This window comes from Ideonella sp. P3_A4 (assembly GCF_056403075.1).
The window spans coordinates 1-20,061 of record NZ_JBFUGE010000060.1 but is presented as its reverse complement, the minus strand read 5'-3'; the positions used below and the strand labels follow the sequence as shown (position 1 = coordinate 20,061).

General features: G+C 70.3%; 19 protein-coding genes and 1 pseudogene. 7 read left to right on the top strand and 13 right to left on the bottom strand.

Annotated features, from left to right (window positions below; genetic code table 11):
* The 5 genes and pseudogenes from AC1DYI_RS08925 to ctlX all read right to left on the bottom strand — a co-directional run.
* Positions 1-244: pseudogene (locus AC1DYI_RS08925) on the bottom strand (AraC family transcriptional regulator); the annotation flags it as partial.
* A gap of 55 nt (positions 245-299) precedes the next feature.
* On the bottom strand, positions 300-1,862 hold the full coding sequence (locus AC1DYI_RS08920) for an FGGY-family carbohydrate kinase (RefSeq protein ID WP_477203743.1): 1,563 nt from the start codon (positions 1,860-1,862) through the stop codon (positions 300-302).
* Positions 1,859-3,487 carry a glycerol-3-phosphate dehydrogenase/oxidase gene (locus tag AC1DYI_RS08915; RefSeq protein WP_477203742.1) on the bottom strand — a complete coding sequence of 543 codons (1,629 nt, stop codon included), beginning with the start codon at positions 3,485-3,487 and terminating at the stop codon, positions 1,859-1,861. The genes AC1DYI_RS08920 and AC1DYI_RS08915 overlap by 4 nt, the downstream gene beginning before the upstream one ends.
* A complete protein-coding gene (locus AC1DYI_RS08910; protein ID WP_477203741.1) occupies positions 3,474-5,144 on the bottom strand; it encodes an FAD-binding oxidoreductase in 1,671 nt (556 codons plus the stop codon). Before AC1DYI_RS08910 ends, AC1DYI_RS08915 begins: the two co-directional genes overlap by 14 nt.
* A gap of 126 nt (positions 5,145-5,270) precedes the next feature.
* Complete coding sequence (ctlX, locus tag AC1DYI_RS08905; protein WP_477203740.1) at positions 5,271-6,200, bottom strand: citrulline utilization hydrolase CtlX; 930 nt, start codon at positions 6,198-6,200, stop codon at positions 5,271-5,273.
* Positions 6,201-6,320: 120 nt separating this feature from the next.
* Here ctlX and AC1DYI_RS08900 point away from each other — a divergent pair, with 120 nt between their 5' ends.
* Positions 6,321-6,779: an Lrp/AsnC family transcriptional regulator gene (locus tag AC1DYI_RS08900; RefSeq protein ID WP_477203739.1), complete on the top strand. Its 459-nt coding sequence runs from the start codon at positions 6,321-6,323 to the stop codon at positions 6,777-6,779.
* Between the two features lie 77 nt (positions 6,780-6,856).
* Positions 6,857-7,198, top strand: coding sequence for a hypothetical protein (locus AC1DYI_RS08895; RefSeq protein ID WP_477203738.1), 342 nt, complete (start codon positions 6,857-6,859; stop codon positions 7,196-7,198).
* On the opposite strand, the gene AC1DYI_RS08890 is transcribed toward AC1DYI_RS08895, so the two are convergent.
* The 4 genes from AC1DYI_RS08890 to AC1DYI_RS08875 form a co-directional block, all read right to left on the bottom strand.
* On the bottom strand, positions 7,199-7,810 hold the full coding sequence (locus tag AC1DYI_RS08890) for a DUF2087 domain-containing protein (protein ID WP_477203737.1): 612 nt from the start codon (positions 7,808-7,810) through the stop codon (positions 7,199-7,201). It lies immediately after the preceding gene.
* 295 nt (positions 7,811-8,105) lie between these two features.
* Entirely contained in the window at positions 8,106-8,786 is a 681-nt protein-coding gene (locus AC1DYI_RS08885; protein WP_477203736.1) for a hypothetical protein, read from the bottom strand.
* 87 nt (positions 8,787-8,873) lie between these two features.
* Entirely contained in the window at positions 8,874-11,879 is a 3,006-nt protein-coding gene (locus AC1DYI_RS08880; RefSeq protein ID WP_477203735.1) for a serine/threonine-protein kinase, read from the bottom strand.
* A gap of 21 nt (positions 11,880-11,900) precedes the next feature.
* The gene (locus AC1DYI_RS08875; RefSeq protein ID WP_477203734.1) at positions 11,901-12,464 is read right to left on the bottom strand and encodes an ECF-type sigma factor; all 564 of its coding nucleotides are present in this window, start codon (positions 12,462-12,464) and stop codon (positions 11,901-11,903) included.
* 136 nt (positions 12,465-12,600) lie between these two features.
* Here AC1DYI_RS08875 and AC1DYI_RS08870 point away from each other — a divergent pair, with 136 nt between their 5' ends.
* From AC1DYI_RS08870 to AC1DYI_RS08860, 3 genes are all read left to right on the top strand, one after another.
* Positions 12,601-12,996, top strand: a complete 396-nt coding sequence (locus tag AC1DYI_RS08870) for a VOC family protein (RefSeq protein WP_477203733.1) — start codon at positions 12,601-12,603, stop codon at positions 12,994-12,996.
* A 150-nt stretch (positions 12,997-13,146) separates the two neighbouring features.
* The gene (locus AC1DYI_RS08865; RefSeq protein ID WP_477203732.1) at positions 13,147-13,536 is read left to right on the top strand and encodes a VOC family protein; all 390 of its coding nucleotides are present in this window, start codon (positions 13,147-13,149) and stop codon (positions 13,534-13,536) included.
* Positions 13,537-13,544: 8 nt separating this feature from the next.
* Positions 13,545-14,225, top strand: coding sequence for a helix-turn-helix transcriptional regulator (locus AC1DYI_RS08860; protein ID WP_477203731.1), 681 nt, complete (start codon positions 13,545-13,547; stop codon positions 14,223-14,225).
* Positions 14,226-14,272: 47 nt separating this feature from the next.
* On the opposite strand, the gene AC1DYI_RS08855 is transcribed toward AC1DYI_RS08860, so the two are convergent.
* Together AC1DYI_RS08855 and AC1DYI_RS08850 are read right to left on the bottom strand one after the other, a co-directional pair.
* Positions 14,273-15,217 (bottom strand): peptidylprolyl isomerase, encoded by a 945-nt coding sequence (locus tag AC1DYI_RS08855; RefSeq protein ID WP_477203730.1) that lies wholly within the window; start codon positions 15,215-15,217, stop codon positions 14,273-14,275.
* A gap of 36 nt (positions 15,218-15,253) precedes the next feature.
* The gene (locus tag AC1DYI_RS08850; protein WP_477203729.1) at positions 15,254-15,595 is read right to left on the bottom strand and encodes an antibiotic biosynthesis monooxygenase; all 342 of its coding nucleotides are present in this window, start codon (positions 15,593-15,595) and stop codon (positions 15,254-15,256) included.
* A gap of 84 nt (positions 15,596-15,679) precedes the next feature.
* On the opposite strand from AC1DYI_RS08850, the gene AC1DYI_RS08845 reads away from it, so the two are divergent.
* Complete coding sequence (locus AC1DYI_RS08845; protein ID WP_477203728.1) at positions 15,680-16,720, top strand: S66 family peptidase; 1,041 nt, start codon at positions 15,680-15,682, stop codon at positions 16,718-16,720.
* 25 nt (positions 16,721-16,745) lie between these two features.
* Positions 16,746-17,339, top strand: a complete 594-nt coding sequence (locus AC1DYI_RS08840) for a GNAT family N-acetyltransferase (protein ID WP_477203727.1) — start codon at positions 16,746-16,748, stop codon at positions 17,337-17,339.
* A gap of 18 nt (positions 17,340-17,357) precedes the next feature.
* Here the strand turns inward: AC1DYI_RS08840 and AC1DYI_RS08835 are convergent, their stop codons facing one another.
* Entirely contained in the window at positions 17,358-18,365 is a 1,008-nt protein-coding gene (locus tag AC1DYI_RS08835) for an AEC family transporter (RefSeq protein WP_477203726.1), read from the bottom strand.
* A gap of 16 nt (positions 18,366-18,381) precedes the next feature.
* Complete coding sequence (locus AC1DYI_RS08830) at positions 18,382-19,923, bottom strand: alkaline phosphatase D family protein (protein ID WP_477203725.1); 1,542 nt, start codon at positions 19,921-19,923, stop codon at positions 18,382-18,384.
* Positions 19,924-20,061 lie beyond the last annotated feature (138 nt).

The window sequence follows — 20,061 nt, the reverse complement described above, 5'->3', positions numbered from 1 at the left end:
CCTGCAGGCCGATCGCCGGGTCGCCCAGTTGCGCCGCGGCGGCATCGAGCAAACGGATGTACTGGCGCACCGTCAGGTCCGGCGCCGGGGTCAGCGTCGGCAGCCCGCAGGCCTGGGCCAGCCGCGCCAGGTCAGCGCCCTTCTCGCGGGCAGTCTCGATCGCCGTGTTGGCGTAGGCGCCGACGACCCGTGCACGCTCCAGCGGCGGCAGGCGAGGCAGGGTTGGGGCGGCGACGGGCGGCATGGCCCGCAGTGTGACGCATCAATCGAATGCCCCGGTCGGGCCGGGCGGCGAGGCGTCAGCGCACCGGCCGAAGCACCCGCTGCAGCTGGGCATACAACGGCGCGAGCCTGCTGTACATGCGCTGGTAGGCCCCGCGGTACAGCGCGTCGTACAGCGCGTGGTGCTGCGGGTTCGGCTCGAAACGCTGGCCCAGCCGGGTCATCGCCGCGACCGCGCTCGGGAAGTCGCGGTGCAGACCGAGGCCGACCGCCGCGGCGATCGCCGCACCCAGGCCCGAGGTCTCGAAGGTGTGCGGCCGCGCCGCCGGCAGGCCGAAGATGTCGGCAGTCAGCTGCATCGCTGCGTCCGACTGCGCGCCGCCGCCCGACACGCGCAGCTCGGTGATCGGCGTGCCGCTGCGTTTCTCGATCCGCTCCTTGCCGTCGCGCAGCGCGTAAGCCAGGCCTTCGAGGATCGCGCGGTACAGGTGGGCGCGTGTGTGCACGTCGGAAAAACCGATGATGGCGCCGCGTGCGTCCGGCCCGGGGTGGCGGATGCCAGGAGTCCAGTAGGGCTGCAGCATCAGCCCTTGCGAGCCGGGCGGCACCTGGGCCACCAGGCGGTCGAACAGCGCTTCGGGGCTGACGCCGGCGGCCAGAGCCTCAGCGACCTCGGGGTGGCCGAACTGGTCCTTGAACCAGCGCACCAGCCAGTAGCCGCGAAAGATCTGCACCTCGGAGTTGAACTGACCCGGCAGCAGGGCGGGGTACGGCGGGATGAACGACATCGCCTCGACATAACGCGGCGTCGTGACGTCAATCGTCGCGGTGGTGCCATACGACACGGCGCCGATGTGCGGCGCGACCGCGCCAGCACCGACGATCTCGCAGGCCTTGTCAGCGCCCGCGGCGATCACCGGCAGGCCTTCGGGCAGCCCGGTGGCGGCAGCAGCCTCGCGCGTCAGGCCGCCCAGCGTCTCGCCCACCGGCAGCAGCTCGGGCAGATGCTCATGCCGCAGCGGCAGCGCCTGCCATTTCCAGTCACGCGCGCCGGCCCATTGCTGGCGCTTGAAGTCGAACGGCAGGTAACCGACCTGCGACGCGACCGAGTCGGCGAAGCGGCCGGTCAGCCGGTAGTTCAGCCAGCCCGAGACCAGCAGCACCTTGTGCGTCTGCGCGAACACCTCGGGTTCGTGCTCGACGATCCAGTTCACTTCCGCTTCGCGCTGGAAGTAGTCGATCGTCGGCGCGACGCCGGCCGCCTTGAATGCCAGCCGCCACCACGGGCTGATGTGCGGCAGCCGGCCGGCGCGGCGCTGGTCGAGCCAGGTGATGAAGCGCCGCAGCGGGCGGCCGGCGGCATCCACCGGCAGCACGGTGCCGCGTTGGGTCGTGACCGCGATGCCCTTCACGCGTTCGGCCGCATGCTCGTGAGCATGGTCTTGCAGCACGCGCCTGCAGACACTGGCCGCGGCCTGCCAGAAGGTCTCGGCGTCGTGCTCGTGCCAGCCGTCGTGCAGCAAGACGTAGTCGTCGAAGGCCTGCTGCGCCTTGCCGTGAACGTTGCCGTGCAGGTCGATCAGCAGCGCGCGCACGCTCTGGGTGCCGCAGTCCAGCGCGAGCAGTAAAGGATCGTTCATGCCGGTCTTCCAAGGTCGGTGATGACGTCGGCAACCTTGGGCGGCAGCGCGTAGCAGCGCGCGATCAGGGCCTGGTAGCGCGTCCACTCACGCTGCCATTCGTCGCCGCTCCAGTGCAGCTCCTGCTGCACCAGCGGCTGCAGGCGCGGCGCGAGTTCGGCGGCGCCGTCGCGAAGCAGCAGGCCGAGCCGCGTGCGGCGCAGCAGCAGGTCGTCCAGGTGCACGACCGCTTCGTGGCGGCAGGCCCAGCGCAGCTCGGCCCAGGCGATGCCGGTGTTGGCGATGGTCTGCAGATCGCCCGGCTGCGCTGCTTGCAGCAGCAGCGGTGCGTCGTCACCGAAGCGGGCGATCCAGCGCTCGCGCAGCGCGGGCGTCAACGTGTTGAGCGCCACCGAGGCGACTGCAGGCGGCGCGAAGATGGCCCCATTCGCGCTTGCGCCGGCCAGCGCCGGCACGTGGGGGGCGGCGCAGCGCAAGGCCTGCCGCGCAGTCGAACGAAAGGTCGTCAGCTTGCCGCCAGTGACGGTGATGAGCCCTTGCTCGTCCAGCACCAGGTGCTCGCGCGGTTCGCTCGACGGGTCCACCCCGCGGCCTGAGCTGACCACCGGCCGCACGCCCGACCAGGTCGAGCGCACGTCGGCTTCGCTCAGGGCCAGCGCCGGGAAGGCATGGCGCAGCGCCTGCAGCAGGTAGTCGAGTTCGGCGCGGGTGATGCCGGGCTCGTGCGCCAGGTCCTCGCGGTGGTCGAGATCGGTGGTGCCGACCAGCGTCGCGCCTTCCCATGGCAGGGCGAACACCGGCCGCTGGTCGAGCGGGTGGAATAGCCCGACTGCTTGCGACAGCGGCAGGCGCCAGTCGGGCAGCAGCAGGTGGCTGCCGCGCAAGGGCCGCAGCATCGGTGCGTGACCGAGCGATGTGCGCAACACGTCGGCCCAGACGCCGGTGGCGTTGACGACGCAGCGGGCGCGCAGCTCGAAGCCTTCGCCCGTCACCGTGTCGACCAGCCGAGCGCCCTGCACGATCGAGCCGCTCGCGCTCGGTTGATCGGCGCACAGCAGTGAGTCGACGCGCACATGGTTCAACACCCGGGCACCGAGCGAGCGCGCCTCGGACAGCACGCGCAGCACGAGTCGCGCGTCGTCGGCTTGTGCGTCGAGGTAAGACCAGCCGCCGATCAGCTCATGGCTGTCGAGCCCGGGAGCCTGGCCCAGCACACCCGCGGCGTCGTGCCAACACCGCGTGCGCCGGCCGGCCAGCGCGTCGTACAGGCGTAGGCCAATCGCCAGCTTGCGCCGCCCCGGCTTTGCGCCCTGGCGCACTGGCAACACGAAGCGCAGCGGGCGCACCAGGCCACCGGCCTGGGCGAGCAGCGCGTCGCGCTCATGCAGCGATTCGCGCGTCAGGCTGATGCGGCCTTGGCCCAGGTAACGCAGCCCGCCGTGCACCAGCTTCGACGAGCGCGACGAGGTGCCGCCGGCGAAGTCGCGCGCCTCGACCAGCGCGACCTTCGCACCGGCGCGGGCCGCTTCGAGCGCAACGCCAGCACCGGCGATGCCACCGCCGACGACGAGCACATCCCACGGGCCAACGCCGCGCAGCGCGGCGAGGTCTTCAGCGCGGTTCATCGGTCGCTTCGGGCTCGCGCGTGTGGGCTGCCACGGCCGGCGCAGTGGCCGGCCCGGCGTCCGGCAGCAGGTTGCCGCTGGCCATCAGCCCTTGCGGGTCGAAGTGGTCGACCATCGCTTGCAGGGCCTGCAGACCCCGCGCGCCTTTCTCGGCCGCCAGGTACGGCGCATGGTCCTTGCCGACGCCATGCTGGTGGCTGATCGTGCCGCCCGAGCGCACAACCGCCTCGCTGACCGCGCGCTTGAGCGCGGTCCAGCGCGCCCAGGCGCTGTCGAAGTCGTTGCCAATGCGAAAGACGAAGGTGCTGTAGACGCTGGAGCCCTGGGCGTAAACGTGCGACAGGTGGGTGTAGGCGTGGCAACGTTCGCCGAAGGCCGCGAGTGCGGCGCTGCCGGCCTGCTCCATCGCCGCCATCGTGGCGCCGACACGCGGCCAGTCGACGGCCGTTTCCATCGTGTCGACGGCGTAGCCGCGGTCCCACAGCGCGTTGCGCAGGTAGACGCCGCGAAAGCGGTTGGCCTGCCATTTGCGGCCCAGCAGCGTGCCCGTCGAGACGCCGCCGTGGCGCCGCAGAATCGCTTTCGCCTGGGAGCGCATCGCGCTGACCTGCGCCGCGCCGCCGGTCAGGCCCAGCATCAGCAGCACCTTGCCTTCGCCGCAGCCGCGCCAGCGCAGCGCGCGTTCGAGCCAGGCGATCGCGTTGGCGTGGCCGGCCAGTGCCAGCGTCGTGACGGTCTCGGTCGGGTTGGCCAGCCGCAGCATCGACAGGCCCAGGCGTGCCTGCGCCAACTCGCGTGCCGCCGCCTCGCCCGCGGCCCAGCTGGGCAGGAAGACGCCGACGAAGGCTTCGCGCTCGGGCAGGCGTTGCACCCGCACGGTGGCCTCGGTCAGCACGCCCAAGCGGCCCTCGGAGCCGAGCACCCATTCGCGCAGGTCCGGCCCGGCGGCCGAGGCCGGGAACGGCGGGATCACCAGCGGCCCGGTCGGCGTTTCGAGCGTGCCGCCGGCGAACATCGCCTCGATGCGGCCGTATCTCGCCGACTGCTGACCCGACGAGCGGGTCACGACCCAACCGCCCAGCGTCGCGTACTCGAAGCTTTGCGGGTAGTGGCCCAGCGTCCAGCCTTGCGCTCGCAGCTGCGCTTCGAGGTCGGGGCCGGCGACACCGGCCTGGAACGTGGCCAGTTGCGCGAGCGGGTCCAACTGCAGCAGGCGACGCAGTCGGCCGAGCATCAGCGTCAGCACAGGCCGCTCGCCAGCCGGCGGCGTCAGGTGGCCGACGACGCTGGTCGCGCCACCGCACGGGATCACGACTGCGCCGACTGCGGCGGCCCAGGCCAGCACGTCGCGCAGTTCCTCGTTGCTTTCAGGCCAGGCGACGCCGTCGGTGACGCGGCCCAGGCGCCCGAAGCGCAGCCGCAGCCAGTCGCCCAGGCTTTGGCCGAAGCTGGCGCGCAGCCGCTGTTCGGGGTCCGTGCTGACCAGACGGTGTGGTGGCAGGCGCGACGGTTGGGTGGCAACCTGCGCCAGCGCAGCGGTCAGCGCCGCATCGGCCGGCGGCTGGCCGGCGCCGATCCGCTCGGCCAGAAAGCCCAAAGCGGCCTCGTTCAGTTCGAGGCCGACAGTCGTGTCGCCCCAGCCGTTCCAGCGTCTCACTGCGTGCCCCTTCGGTGTCTTGGCCGGCGAGCATAGGCAGCGGCGGCGCCGCTGGCTTGCCCAGCCGCGCCAAGGCCTTGCGCCAACGCGCCATCGTGGGGCCGCGCAGCGTGCCGCGCAACGGGATCAACGCCGCGTCAGGTGGATGCCGGCGATCATGCAGCGCACCGAGCCGCCAGCCTGCTCGACAGTCGGCACCGGCAGCGCGACGATGCGGGCGCTGCGTTCGATGGTGGCGCGCTGTGCCGCGGTCAGCGCCGCCGCGGCGCGGGTTGACAGGGCCAGCAACCGGCCGGCGGGGCTGCTCAGCTCAATCGCATTGGCGGCGAACTCGGCAACCTGCGCCGGGCTCAACGCGATCACCTCGCGCCCGCTGTCTTCCAGCCGCTGGCAGACCTCGGCCCGGCGCAGCGGGTCGGTCATCAGGTCCAGCCCGACCAGCGCGAAGCTGGTGGCCAGGCACATCAGCACGTTGGTGTGATAGACCGGCCGGCCATGGCGGTCGGCACTGTCGAACACCATCGGCTCGAAGTTGAAGTGGGTGCAGAAACGCTCCAGCGCGACCGGATCGGCCCGGTTCGAGCGCGCGGTGTAGGCGATGCGGCCGATGTGGTCGAGCACCATCGCGCCGGTGCCTTCGAGGAACACGCCGTCGTGCGCGAGGCCCGAGTAGTCGATCACGTCCTGCACCCGGTACTCGGCCTTCAGCAGCTCGATCACGTCGGGGCGGCGTTCGCGGCGGCGGCTGGGCGCCGCCATCGGGTAGACCGCGATCTGGCCGCCGGCGTGGGTCGAAAACCAGTTGTTGGGGAACACCGAGTCGGGCGTGTCGTGGCGGCCATCGTCGTCGAACAGGTGCACGCGCACCCCTTCGGCCTGCAACCGATCGGCGGCGGCGCTGACCTCTTCGAACGCGGCTGCCGCCAGGTCCGATTCGGTCGCGGCGACCAGGCTCTGGAAGGCGTTGTCGGCCGCCGTCTGCGGGTTCACGCGAAAGGCGTGCGGGCGGATCATCACGACGGCGCGGGGGGCTTGCAGGCTGGCGGTGCTGGTCATCGGAAGGCGAATGAAGTTGCTCGGCGGCCGCAGTCTCGCCAGGGTGCCATCCAAACAAAAGACCGCGAACCGATCGATTTGCTGGCTATGCTGAGCAAATCGCCAAGCCCTGTTCGCGAAATGCCAACTGCCCAGGCCAACGCGGCCCTCGACGACATTGACCATGCCCTGATCAGCCTGCTGCGCGACAACGCGCGGCTGAGCACGGCCACGCTCGCCAGCAAGACGGGCGTCTCGCGCAGCACGGTGCACAACCGCCTGGCGCGGCTGGAGCGCGAAGGCGTGATCGCCGGCTACACACTGGTGCTGGGCGGCGTGGCTGCGGCGGGCGCGCAGCCACCGGTGCGGGCGCTGATGACGATCTCGGTCGACGGCAACCGCGCGCCCGAGGTCTTGCGCGCGCTGCGTGGCCAGCCCAGCGTGCGCGCGCTGCACAAGACCAACGGCCGCTGGGGCATCGTCGCCGAGCTGCAGGCCGAGTCGATCGATGCGTTCAACACGGCGCTCGGGAGCATTCGCCTGATCGACGGCATCCTGCAGTCCGAGACCAATCTGTTGCTGGTCTCCGAACGGTTCTGACGACGGTATTCGCTGCCGGTTGGCTCAGCCCTTGAGCCTGTCGCCGGCTCCAATGGTGTCATCACGGGAGCCACGCGATGACGACCACCAAGACGGCAGCAAACGACAGCCTCGACGCCGAACACAACGCGCGCTCACGCCGGGCGCGGCGCGTGTTCGCTGCGCTCTATGGCCTCGCGGTGGTCTGCCTGCTGTGCTGCGCGCTGCCGTTGTCGGCGCAGGTCGTCGACACGGTGGCGTTGCTGCCGGCGATCGTCGCGGCGCAGGTGCTAGGTGCTGTCGCGCTGCTCGGGTGGCTGTTGGCGTGGCCCGCGGCGGCGGATGCCACGCACGACGACACCCAGCCACTTCCGTTGGGGCAGTGGCTGAGCGCCGTCGACCAGACCTTGGCCGCGGCGCCGCGGCCGCATGAGCCGTGATCAGCGTCGCGCGCGCAGCGCCTGCAGCAAGGCGCGCACCTCGTCGGTTGGGCGCTGCGGCTCTTTCCAGTAGGCCGAGCAATCGGGCTTGCGGCCCAGCAGCTTCATCTCGACCAGTTCGCGCCGCGGCGTGACATGGTCGCCGTAGATCGTCCAGGCCTTCAGGATCTCGTTGACCTCGCGCTCGGTGTAGGTCCGGCCCGACTCGAAACGCAGCCACAGGCCCCACATCGCCAGCCGCTGCACGGCGAACTTGTAGGGCCAGCGGGCCAGGCGGCCGTGCTCGTCGAATTGGGTCAGCGCCTTGGCCGCGTGCGCGCCCAGCGTGGCGGCGGGCGCGGCGCTCACCGCGGGAGCAGTGGCGGTCGGCGCAGGTACCCGCGTCAGCGTGGCCTGCGCGCGCAAGGCCTGCACGCTGCGGTGGCCGGCCGCGCGGGCCAGCATGTTCAGCAATTGCACGTGGCTGGGCGCCGAGCCGGGTGATTTGTCGAGGTGTTCACCGAGCTGCTGGCGCAACGTTTTGGCGAACTGCGACAGGTCGTCGCAATGCAGCGGCACACGTTCGCGGCCGCGGTTGGCAACAGAAGAAGGGGTCGTGGCGATGGTCGTCATGGTGCGTCTTTCTCGCGCGCATGAACCGGGCCCGGTGGTGTGGCCGGGGGCTGGGGTCGCCGACTTGCAGCCGAGGTTCAGGCGCCGCGTTCAACGCAGGGCTCATGGGACCAAGGGCTTGGGAACGTGGATCAGGGCAGGTTTAGCTCGGGGCCTGTTCGAAGAGATCTCGATGAGGGCCCACGCGGCGACGCCTGGGTGAACTGCCGACCGGCGCAAATGATAGCGCCGGTCGGCGAAAGCTCAGTCAGCAGCCTGCTGCCGTGTGCAGCGGCAGCGGGGCTGGCGTGTGGTCTTACTTGACCAGCGGCACGTGCACGGGCAGCGGCTGGGACAGCTGGCCTTCGGGCGAAACAAACTGCAGCACGCTCAGCGGTGCCACTTCGTCAACGCTGGTGTTGAGCAGCAGCCAACGGCTGTCCTGTCCGGCGCACACCGGAGTGGCCAGATTGAAGTTGATCTGCGTGCCGTCGGTCGAGCGTGAGGCTGTCTTCGAAGGGATGCGGCCGCCCAGGTCGTCGCGGTAGTCGGCGACCAGCTTCAGCGGGTGCACGTACTTGCTGATCATCACCCGCGACACGCAGCCTTCGCGGATCTGAACCCGCAGGTGGCACTTGCACTTCTTGTCGGTGCCCTGCACGATCATTTCGGTGTACTTGCCGCTGATCAGGCCCTTCGCGTCCTTGAATTCGAAGCTCTGGCTGGTGGTCAGCAGCTTCGGTCCGCCCAGTTCGGGCGATTCGCGCGAGTTCGTGCCATTGGTGGCCACCGTGGTGCCGGGCTTCAGCCACTTGCCGGTGACCAGCGGCTCGATGTCGCTGTCGGGCACCAGGCTGCCATCAAACGCCGGCGGCGGGTCGTTGCACCTCTGGGTCTGCAACGGGCCGTTCTCGTCGGCCCAGACCGGGCCGGCGGCCAGCAACCAGGGCAGGGCCATCACCCAGGCCTTGGTGCGCAGAGAAGTTCGCGTGTCCATGTCTCTTCCTTCAGTCAATCGGCCCGAACTGCAGGCCTGCAAACCAAATAACGCATTCAGCCGCCTGATCCGGACAAGCGGCCCACATCACGACAGCCCGGCTTTCGCCAGCTGCGCTTCAACGGCTTTCAAGGGCCGCCAGAACTGGGGGCCCGCCAGCGGCTGGGCCGACAGGGCCGCGCGGGCCAGCTCGGCCTGGCGTCGCGCCTGGGTCACCTGGCCTTGGCTCAGCAGGCTAGCGGCATGGTGGGCCCGCACCAGGGCCAGCCAGGGATGCTGGGCGTTGGCCGGTTCGAGCGTGGCAATGAACTGCTCGAAGTAGGGGGTGGCTTCAGTGGCGCGGCCGGCGGCGGCGAGTGCCCGGCCCACGGTCTCGTTCAGCAACAAGAACGACTCGCGGTATTGCTCGGCGCGGGGCGTGGCCGCGGCCTGCAGGCGCAGCTTGTCGGCCAGCGAGGCCGCCTCGGTGGCGCGGCCTTGCTCCAGCCACAGCTGCGCCTGGACCAGCTGCGCCCGGTGCTTGGGCGTGCCGAACACGGTCTCGATGGTGTCTTCCGTGGCCAGCGTCGCTTGCAGGTTGGATTCGGCCGCAGCCAGGTCGCCGGCGGCTAGGTCGGCCTGCGCCAGACGCAGGAAACGGTCCGCAACATAGGGGTGCCGATTTCCGAGCTGAGCCACCGTCGCATCGCGCAGCTTCAGCAACTGCGCGCGGCTGTCGGCGAAGTGGCCGGTGTCCAGCCACCAGCGCGCTTGGGCCAAGTCCAGCGTCGGGTCCGACCCGGCGCGAGAGCCCAGCTGCTGGCGTTGCGCCGCGGCCGCGTCGAGCGCAACCTTCGCTTCGGCCAGCCGGCCGTCGAACAGCAACGCGCCGGCCCAGGCCGCCTCGGTTCCATAGAGTTCGGCCGGGTCCACCCGGCTGGCCTGTGCCTGCATCGCTTCGCGCGCATGGCGCAGGTGCGTCATGCCTTCGCCCGACAGGCCGACCGTGGTTTGCAGCCGGCCCAGCCACAGCTCGCTGCGCGYACTGGCCACGTGCTCGGGCCCCAGGGCAGCGCTGGTGGTCTGCCACGAGGCTCGCAGCGCCGCCTCGGCCTGCGCCAGGCGGCGCATGGTCCACAGATGGCGACCGAAGCGGTAGCGCATCTGGGCCAGCCGGACCGAGCCTTCGCCCCATTGCGCCTGGCGCAGCTGCAGCGCCTTCTCGTAGGCGGCGTGCGAGGCGTCGGGCTGGTTGCGCGCCATGCGCAGCAAGGCCAGCAGCTCCTGGCTGTCGGCCAGGTCGTCGATCGCCTGCGAGTGCTTTTGCAAGGCGCCGATCAGCGGCTCGACGCGCGCCAGCGCCGCATCGATCTTGCGCTCAGCGAAATCGACGTTGCCGAGGTCCAGCGTCACGCCGAGGCAGGCCGCGCTGTCGCCCAAGCCGGCTTCGCCGCACAGGGCCTGGGCCTCGTCGAGGGCGGCGCGCGCGGCAACCCAATCGCTGTTCTCGCGCAGGCTGGTGCCGAGGTCACGCAGCGCCTGCACCTGCTGGGCACGCGGGGCGTGCTGCTCTTTCAGGCTGGCGACGCGGGCCTGGCGGACCTTGATCGCCGCCTCCAGGATCTCCAGGTCATGCAGCAGGCCGCCCACCACCTGCTGCAAATCGCCGCGCACCTCGGGTTGGTCGACGAGGCCGGTGGCCAAGGCATCGGCGCTATGTTCCAGCAACTGCTGCACGTTTTGCTCGCGCTTGGCCAGCCCGCCGGCTTGCTCGATGTCGTTGGCCTTGAACAGCCCGACCAGGAAGCCGGTGATCGCGGTGGCCTTGGCGGCCTGCTGGCGCGCCTCATTGGCCTGCCACAACGCGACCCCGAGCGCGGCGCCGAGCGAGAGCACGAAGCCCGCTGCCAACCCGACAGCGAGCCGGTTGCGCTGCACGAACTTGCGTGCGTGGTACCAGGCACTGTCGGCCTGGGCGCTGACCGGCCGGTCATCGAGCCAATGCTGCAGGTCGTCGGACAGGGCCTGCACCGTCGCATAGCGTTCGGCCGGGTCTTTCTTCAGCGCCTTCAGCAACACCGTGTCGAGGTCACCTTGCAGCAGGCGGCGCGTCGATGCGTCGGTTGCCTTCTGGCTCGGGCGCGCCGGTGCGGTGCTGAGGATGGTGTCTTCCAGCGCTGCCGCCGAAGCGCGCTTGGGCTGGTAGGGCAGCACGCCGGTCAGCAGCTCGTACAGCACGACGCCGAGCGAGTAGATGTCGGCCGCGGTGCCGATCGGCTTGCCCAGGATCTGCTCGGGCGCGGCGTACTGCGGCGTCATCGCGCGCTGGGCCGGCGCGGTCAGCTCTGCCTTGGCCGGGTCGGCGGCCAGCAGCTTGGCGATGCCGAAGTCCAGCAGCCGCACCTGGCCCTGGTCGGTGACGAGGATGTTGCCGGGCTTGAGGTCGCGGTGCACCACCAGTCGCGCATGGGCATGGGCCACCGCGCTGGTCACCTGCAGGAACAGCGCGATGCGTTGGCGCGTGTCCAGGCCTTGCCGGTGCACGTAGGCATCGATGCGTTCGCCCTCGACGTATTCGAGCGCGAGAAAAGGCTGGCCCTCGGCGGTGACACCGGCGTCGTGAATGCGTGCGATGTGCGGGTGGTCGAGCACCGCGAGGATCTCGCGCTCCTGCGCCATGCGCTCGGCCAGCTGCGGGTGGTGCCACGACGCGAGTGGCAGCTTCAGCGCGATCGGTCGGCCCTGCAGCAGCCCGTCGGTGCGCTCGGCCAGCCAGACCCGGCCCATGCCGCCTTCGCCGAGCAGGCGGATCGCGCGGTACGGGCCGGCATCCGGCGGCAACGGAGGCGGCTCGTCGTCGATCGGCGCCAGCCGCGGCATGCTGCCGAAGCGCTGGCCGGTGCGGGTGGTGGTGCCGCCGGTGGCGGTGCCATCGGTCTCGTCGTCGGCATGCGACAACAGGCTCTCCAGCCGTGGTCGCAGCGCCGCGTGCTCAGGCGGCAGTGCCTCCAGCCAAGCCGGCCGCTCGGCCGTCGGCAGCTCCATCGCTTCATCGAGCAATCGACGCAGCAACGCCCATTCGGCCGGGGCGATGTCGAACACCGTCGCGTTCATGACCAACTGCCGTGCCTTGGCCTACTTCAGGGCTTCAGCGAGGAACAGGCGCGCCTGCTGCCAGTCGCGGCGCACGGTCCGGTCGGTGATGCCCAAGGCTTGCGCGATCTCCGGCTCGGTCATGCCGGCGAAGTAACGCAGCTCGACCACCTGGGCCATGCGCTCGTCGAGCTTGGCCAACTCGTCGAGGGCGTCGTGCACCCGCAGGATCTCAGCCTCGCCGGCGTTGCCCGGCAGGTGTTCGCCCAGCTGGGTCGTCAGCGTCACATGGGCCACGTCGCCGCCGCGGCGCTCGGCCTGGCGCTCGCGCACCAGGTCGATGATGACCGATCGCATCACCCGGCCGGCGTAGACCATGAAGCGCAGCTTGTCTTCGAAAGCGATGTCGCTGTGCCGGGCCAGGCGCAGGTAGCTCTCGTGCACCAGCGCGGTCGTGTCGAGCACCGTGTTGCGGCCGCCGCCATGCAGGCGGGCGCGCGCAAGCCGGCGCAGCTCGCGGTAGGCGTCGGCATACAGCGCGTCGAGCTGGCCATGGGCCGGCAGCCCTGGGGGCAACCCGGGGGACGAGGGCTCGGGGAACGACATCCAGTGATTGGAGCCCCCCAGCTTGCGCCGCGCAATCCCCTGCTGCCATGACGTTGTCAGCAGGGGTGACGCAGCATGACACCCGTGCCGAGCTTCGATGCCGGTGCGAGACCCACACCCCCTACAGGAGAAGACGATGAGCGAACAAAAGACCCCCACCCAGGCCCTGAACTGGTTCGAAATCCCGGTGCGCGACCTGGACCGCGCCCAACGTTTCTATGAAACCCTGTTCGCCCGTCCGCTGCGCCGCGAGGCGATGGGTCCTGACACGACACTGGCGGTATTCCCCTATACCGAAGGCAGTGGTGTGGGCGGTTGCCTGTATGCCGGCACCAACGCACCGGCGCCGACCACCCAAGGCACGGTCGTCTACCTGAACGCTGAACCGTCGTTGAACGCAGTCGTTGCCCGTCTGGGCGAAGCCGGTGGCAAGCTGCTGCTGCCGCGCGTGGACCTGCCGGGCGACATGGGCGCTTTCGTGCACATCGAGGACAGTGAAGGCAATCGCGTCGGCATCCACGCCAGTAAATGAGCCCCCACGCCAGAAATTGAGCCCCACGCGAGGGGTTCGCGCGGCGGACCGGCTGAGCCGGTTCCGCGCACGCCACTTGGAGGGCCGGCCCTGATGGGCGCGGCCGTTTGGTCAGCCGCGTAGCATGGGTCCGGCGGATTGGAGATTGAGATGCACTTTGCCTACACGATTGCCTATGTGGCTGACGTCGAAGCGTCACTGGCTTTCTTCGAGAGAGCCTTCGGTTTGAAGCGGCGCTTTGTGGCGCCCGGTGGCGGGTACGGCGAGCTGGAGACGGGCGCGACGGCGCTGGCGTTTGCGCAGCACGACACGGCGCGTGGCAACCTGGGGCAGGACTACGTGGCGGCCGATCGGTCGGACAAGCCGCTGGGGGTCGAGATCGGCCTCGTGGCGACCGACGTGCCGGCAGCCTGCCAGCGCGCGGTAGACCACGGCGCGACGCTGCTGACACCGCCGACGGTCAAGCCCTGGGGCCAGACGGTGGCTTACGTGCGCTGCCCCGACGGCGTGCTGGTCGAAATCTGCACCGCGATGGGCTGACGCTGCCGATGCGCCGAGCCGACCGACTGTTCGAACTGGTCCAGCTGATCCGTGGTCGACGCCTGTCGACCGCCGCCTTCCTGGCCGAGAGGCTGGAGGTGTCGCTGCGCACCGTCTACCGCGATGTGGCCGATCTGCAGACGCAGGGCGTGCCGATCGAGGGCGAAGCGGGTGTCGGCTACCGGCTCGGCGTGGGCTACGACCTGCCGCCGCTGATGTTCTCGACCGACGAAGCCAAAGCCCTGGTCGCCTCGGTGCGGCTGGCTCAGCCGCGGTTGGACAGTGAGCTGGCTCGGGCGGCCGAGGCCGCGCTGTCGAAGATCCTGGCGGTGCTGCCAACGGCTGCGCGCGCCGCGGCTGAAAGCCTGGCGATCTACGCGCCGAGTTACGGCGACACAGACCCGGTGCGCACGCGGCTGGAGCGCTTGCGTGGCGCGATCGAGTTGCGCCGCAAGCTGCGCATCGCCTACCGCGACGAGGCCGGCCGCGACAGCGCCCGCACGATCCGTCCGCTCGGCTGCTTCTACTGGGGCGCCGTCTGGACGCTGGGCGCCTGGTGCGAGCAGCGCCAGGACTTCCGCAACTTCCGCGTCGATCGCATCGCTGAGGTGACGATGCTCGAAGAGCCGTTTCGCGACGAAGTGGGCAAAACGCTGTCGGACCTGTTGCGCACGGTTGAGCGCGATTGAACGCCACGGGGCGATGCCCTCATCGCGCGCCCCGTGCGCGAATCGAATCACTTCGCCGGCGACTCCACCACCACCTTCGGCCGCGTCGGCACCGTCGCGTTGCACAGGCCGATGTGGTGCGGGCTGTGCACGAACCAGTCTTCCTTGCGCACCCGCCGTGCCTGCAGCAACGCTGGCCAGGTGGCGCTGTCGGTGCGCAGTACTTCGAGCGCGGGCCGTTCGGCTTCGGGCACGTCGGCCAGCAAACGCACGCGCTGGATCGGCGTGCGCTGCTCGCCTGGGCCGTAGAACCCCATCTCGGCCGTGCCGCGCGGCAGCGCGACCAGGTGCTGCATACCCTGCAGCACGCGGCCGACGACAGTGATGTTCAGGTCCAGCCCGCGCGGCGATTGGCCGATCACGGTGTACAGCTCGGTGCCGTTGCTGCTGTCCTTGGCCATGTCGCGGCCCGCGCCGACGATGCCGTAGCAGTGCGCCAGCCAGGCCTGGCCGGTCTTCGGGTCGGCCGCGACTGGCATGCCGTCGACGAAGCCGGTGACCGGCGCCCAGCCATCGGCGTCCGGCAGGCGCACCAGCGGCAGGCCCTTCAGGGGCACCGAGAACTCGGCCGGCAGTTTGGGTGATGCGCTGCCCAGCGGCTTGGTCTTCTCGGGCACCTCGCCGTTCGGGTCACCCCACTGCGTCACGTAGTTGTCTTGCACCCGCATGATGGCCAGGCCGTCCCAGTAGCCTTCATGCGCGAGGGTGCGGATGTTGGCCGCATGGCGCGGCGCAAAACGCGGGGCCAGCTCGATGATCACCTGGCGCGAGCCGTCGCCGGCCAGATCCATCAACAGCGTGTTCTGCGGGTCGAGCGGGCGCCAGTCCTTGGCGGGTGACCGCTCCAGCACCTGGGCCACGGTCAAGCCGGAAGTGGCGGCTGCGGGGGCGGCCATCGCGGCCGGCGCAACAAACGCAGCCACGACGGCAGCGGCACGAAACAGGCAATTCATCGACAAGCTCCGAGGGCAATTGCGAAGGCGCGCAGCTTAACCAACCAGGTCGTCGCGCGGCGTGAACTCGCTGAACAGCTGCGCGGACTCGTTGAGCAGGCCTACCGGCAGGTACTCGCAAGCGGCGAAGAACTCGGCCCACAGGGCCTGCACCTGCGGGTTGTGGTGCGCGGCGGCAATCGCCTCGGCCGAGCGCCACTCGAAGATTTCGACCAGCGTGCCGTCGGCGGCCTCGCAGGTGGTGAACGGCCGCTCGGTCACCAGGCCTTCCGCGCGCAGCACCGGGCCGTGGCGGCGCACCACGTCGGCCAAGGCTTCAGACTGGCCCGGGCGGGGGCGGTAGGCCACGATCACCATGCGTGCGTCCGTCGGCTTCATGCGACATGTCCTCGATGCAACTTGGGGGTTGAGTCTCCCGCGCTGAGGTAGCCTGTGCGGCCCTGGTAAACCATGGCTTGCGCGATGCTCCGCTTTCCCCACCCTTTGCGCCCCGGCGACACGGTCGCGATCACCGCCCCTTCATCCGGCGTCGCGCTAGGCGCGCTGCCGCGGCTGGACCTGGTGCTGGACCATTGGCGTGCGCGCGGCTTCAACGTGGTCGAAGGCGACTGCCTGCGCGGCCAGCACCACGATGCCAGCGCACCCGCTGCGCAGCGCGCGGCCGAGCTGACGCGCTTCCTGACCGACCCCGCCATCGCCGCCGTGCTGCCGCCTTGGGGTGGTGAACGTGCGATCGAGTTGTTGCCCTTGCTCGACTTCGATGCACTGCGCGCGCTGCCGCCGAAATGGCTGCTCGGCTTTTCCGACATCAGCACCTTGCAGATGCCGCTGGCGCTGTGCGCGGGCTGGGCCAGCGCGCATGGCAGCAACCTGATGGACCTGGCGCCCGGCCAGACAGACCCGCCGGTCACCGGCGTGTTCGACGTGTTGATGCACGACGGCGCGACGCCGATCGTGCAGCGCGCGTCGAGCCGCTACCAGGTGCAGTGGATCCCGTTCGAGACCGACACCAATGCAGCGCTGAACCAGACCGAGCCGACCCGCTGGCGCCGGCTCGATGGCCGTGACGAGCCGCTGACCGTGCAAGGCCGACTCATTGGCGGCTGCCTCGACACGGTCAGCCGTCTCGCCGGTACGCGCTTCGGCGACGTGCCAGGCTTCGTGCGCCGTTGCGGCAGCGACGGCACCTTGCTGTACCTCGAGAACTGCGAGCAAAGCCCGTGCGAGATGCTGCGCACCTTCCACAGCCTGCGCCTGCACGGCTGGTTCGATGGCTTGGCCGGCGTGCTGCTGGGGCGCTCGGCCGCGCCCGAGGTGACTGCCGCCAATCGGTTGAACCATGCACAAGCCACGCTCGACGCGCTCGGCGATCTGCCGTGCCCGGTGCTGATCGACCTCGACATCGGCCACCGCCAACCGCAGCTGACGCTGGTCAACGGCGCACACGCCACCTGCCACTTTGAAGCTGGTTCCGGCTGGCTGAGCCAGACCTGGACCTCCTGACCGACCCGACCTGATACGAGACGACATGACCCCGTTTGCCGACCTCTTGATCACCACGCCGCGCCTCACACTGCGTCCGCTGACCGACAACGATGCGGACGACCTGTTCGCGATCTTCAGTGACCCGCGCGTGATGCGCTACTGGTCGACACCGGCCTGGACTGACCGCGCGCAGGCCCTGCGCATGATCGCGTCGGACCGCGAGTCGCTCGCCGAGCGGCGCGACCTGCGGCTCGGGCTGGTACGACACGACCTCGGCCGTGTGGTCGGCACCGCGAGCCTGTTCAAGATCGACCCGGGCAACCGCCACGCCGAGATCGGCTATGGGCTGGCGTTCGAGCAGCAGGGCTCCGGCCTGATGAACGAGGCGCTGAACGCACTGGTCGACCTGGCCTTCGACCACCGCGCCGGGGCGCCTTTCGACGACCTGCTGCTGCACCGGCTCGAAGCCGACATCGACCCGCGCAACGCAGCCTCGGCCGCGAGCCTGGAACGGCTGGGCTTCAGGCTCGAAGGCACGTTGCGCGAACGCTGGTGGGTGGCGGGCGAGGTGTCCGACTCGGGCCTGTACGGCCTGCTGCGGCCGGACTGGCTGCAAGGGCGCCCGCTGCCGGCGTGACGGCGCGGCTTCGGTGGCTCAACCCACGGGCTGGATGTCGAACAGCCAGGCCGCGGCGCTGAAGGTCACGAAGGCCAGCGCGGTCGACACCATGATGATGCGGGCGACGCGGCCGTTGTCGGCGCCATAACGCTCGGCCAGCAGTGACACGTTGCTGGCGCTTGGCAGTGCCGCGGTCAGCGTCAACGCCATCAGCTCGAAGCTGCCGAGCGGCACACCGGCTTCGCGCGCACCGGCGCCCAGCAGCAGCACCAGCAGCGGGTGCAGCAAGAGCTTGATCGCCGCCACCGGCGCCACCTGCCGCAGTGGCGTGGCGGTCGGCGGCGGTGCACCGTCGTCGTCAGTGTCGGCGCTGCGGTGCGCCGGGTCGCCCGAGCGCCACAGCACCGCGCCGATCGTGAACAACGCGACCGGGCTCGCCGCATCGGCCAGCATCTTGATGATCGCCTGCACCGGTCCCGGTAGCTGCAGCTGCGTGACACCAGCCGCTGCGCCCAGCACGATGGCCCACGGCAGCGGGTTGGACAACGCGCCACGCAGTGCGCGCATCGCGGCTGCCCGGCCACCGCCCGCGCCCGCACCCGCGGCTTGAGCCAGGCCGAGGCATAGCGAACTGGTGATCAGCATGTCAGCCAGCACGGTGCAGATCACCGGCCCCGCGGCCGCCGGCCCGAGCAGCGCGACCAGCAGCGGCACGCCCATGAAGCCGGAGTTAGGGAACGCCGCGACCAGCGCGCCGAACGCAGCGTCCTTCAGCCGCAGCCGTTCGGACAGCGTGACCGCGATCGTGAAGAACACGATGATCAGCGCCGCCAGCACGTAGACACCGAGCACGGCCGGGTTCAACAACTGCAGCAGCGGCGTGCTTTGACCAAATCGAAACAGCAGGCAAGGCAGCGCAAAGAACAGCACGAACGCGTTCAGCCCGGGGATCGCGCTGGCCGGCAGCACATGGCGCTTGGCGGCCAGGTAGCCGCATAGCACCAGCGCAAAGAACGGCAGCGTGACGGCGAAGATGGCTTGCATCGCCGTTGCTTTGGCGTCAGGCCAGTTGCGCGCCGGGGCGGCTGGCTTCGACGATATAGCGCGCCGCGAGATCGACCTTGCTCGACGCGTCCAGCGCATCAGCCACCACCATCAACCGCGCCTCGATCTGCTTGGCATCGAGGCTGAAGCTGATGTAGCCGCGCTTGTCGGCCCGGCCCCATTTGACGTGCGGGTTCAGCGCCCGCGCCGCGTCGATCTTGGCCTGCTCCAGGCCGAGGCTGCTGATCGAGCTGCCGCAGAACTCGGTCGCCAGCGTCGCCGAGCGTGGGTCGGCGAAGTCGGTTTTCAGGTCGGCCACGTAATGCGCGTGCACGTCGCCGCCCAGCACCACGGTGCCGCCGAGTTTGCGTTGGGTGATGCTGTCGAACAGGCGCTGGCGCGCCGGTGCGTAGCCGTCCCACCCGTCGGTCCAGTACAGCCCGCCATTGGGGCCGGCCGGGTCGCTCCAGGCGAAACGGGCCATCAGCGTCTGCTGGGCCAGCAGGTTCCACGGCCGGTCGGTCGCCCAAGACTGGGCGAGCCATTGCTCTTGCGCTTCGCCCAGCAGCGTGCGGCGCGGGTCGCGCAGCGCGGCGCATTCCTTCAGCGCCACCGTGCCCGAGCCACCGCGGCCCGGCTTCTGGCAAGCCTGCGGGTCGCGGTACTGGCGATCGTCGAGCGCCAGGATGCGCGCCAGCCGGCCCCAGTCATGGGCGCCGTAGATGCGCATCTCGCCACCACCGCTGGCGGCCGGCCGCAGCGCCTTCGGGAATGGCAGGTGTTCCCAGTAGGCCTGGTAGGCAGCGGCACGCTGGGCTGCAAAGCCGGTCTGCAGTTCGTTGCCCTGCAGGCCGGCGTAATCGTTCTCGACTTCGTGGTCGTCCCACACCAGCAACCATGGGCAGGTGGCGTGGGCGGCCTGCAGCTGCGGGTCACGCTGGTAGGTGGCGTAGCGGGCGCGGTACTCGGCCAGCGTGCGGGTGTAGCCGGCCTCGTGCTGGCGTGGCGACAGCGGCGACGACGGGTACTCGTAGATGTAGTCGCCGAGGAACAGCACCAGGTCCAGCGGCTCGCTTGCGAGCTGGCGCCAGGCGGCGTAGCGGCCGGCGTCGTAGCGCTGGCAGCTGGCAATCGCGAAGGCCAGCGGCGCGGTCTCGTCAGGTGCCGGCGCGGTGCGGGTGCGGCCGGTGGCGCTGCGTGCGCCGAGCGCTTCGAAGCGGTACCAGTACCAGCGGCCGGGCGCCAGCCCGCTGGGCTCGGCGTGCACGCTGTGGCCCCAGGCCGCGTCGGCGGTCTCGGTGCCCCGCGCGACGATGTCGCGAAAGCCTTCGTCGCGCGCGACCTCCCAGCGCACTTCGGCGCGCTCGGGCAGGTTGGCACCGGTCAGCATCGTCCACAGCACCATGCCGCCGGGCTGCGGGAAGCCGCTGGCGACGCCGAGCTCGAAGCGCGCCACATCGGCCGCCAACGCATGGCGAACGAAGGCCGGTGCCACGCCGGCGGCCAGCGCCGCGGCGAGCAGCGCGCGCCGGTGGGGGTCAAGCAGGATCGGGGGCATCGGGGGTGTTCAGCCGCGAGGCTTCGGTAGACAAAGGGGCGGGCGGCAGGCTGGCGAGCAAGGCGTCGACCTCGGCCGGGCTGCCCAGGCGCGTGACCCGCACCGCGGCCAGCCCAGGCTCATTGGCCAGGCCCTGGT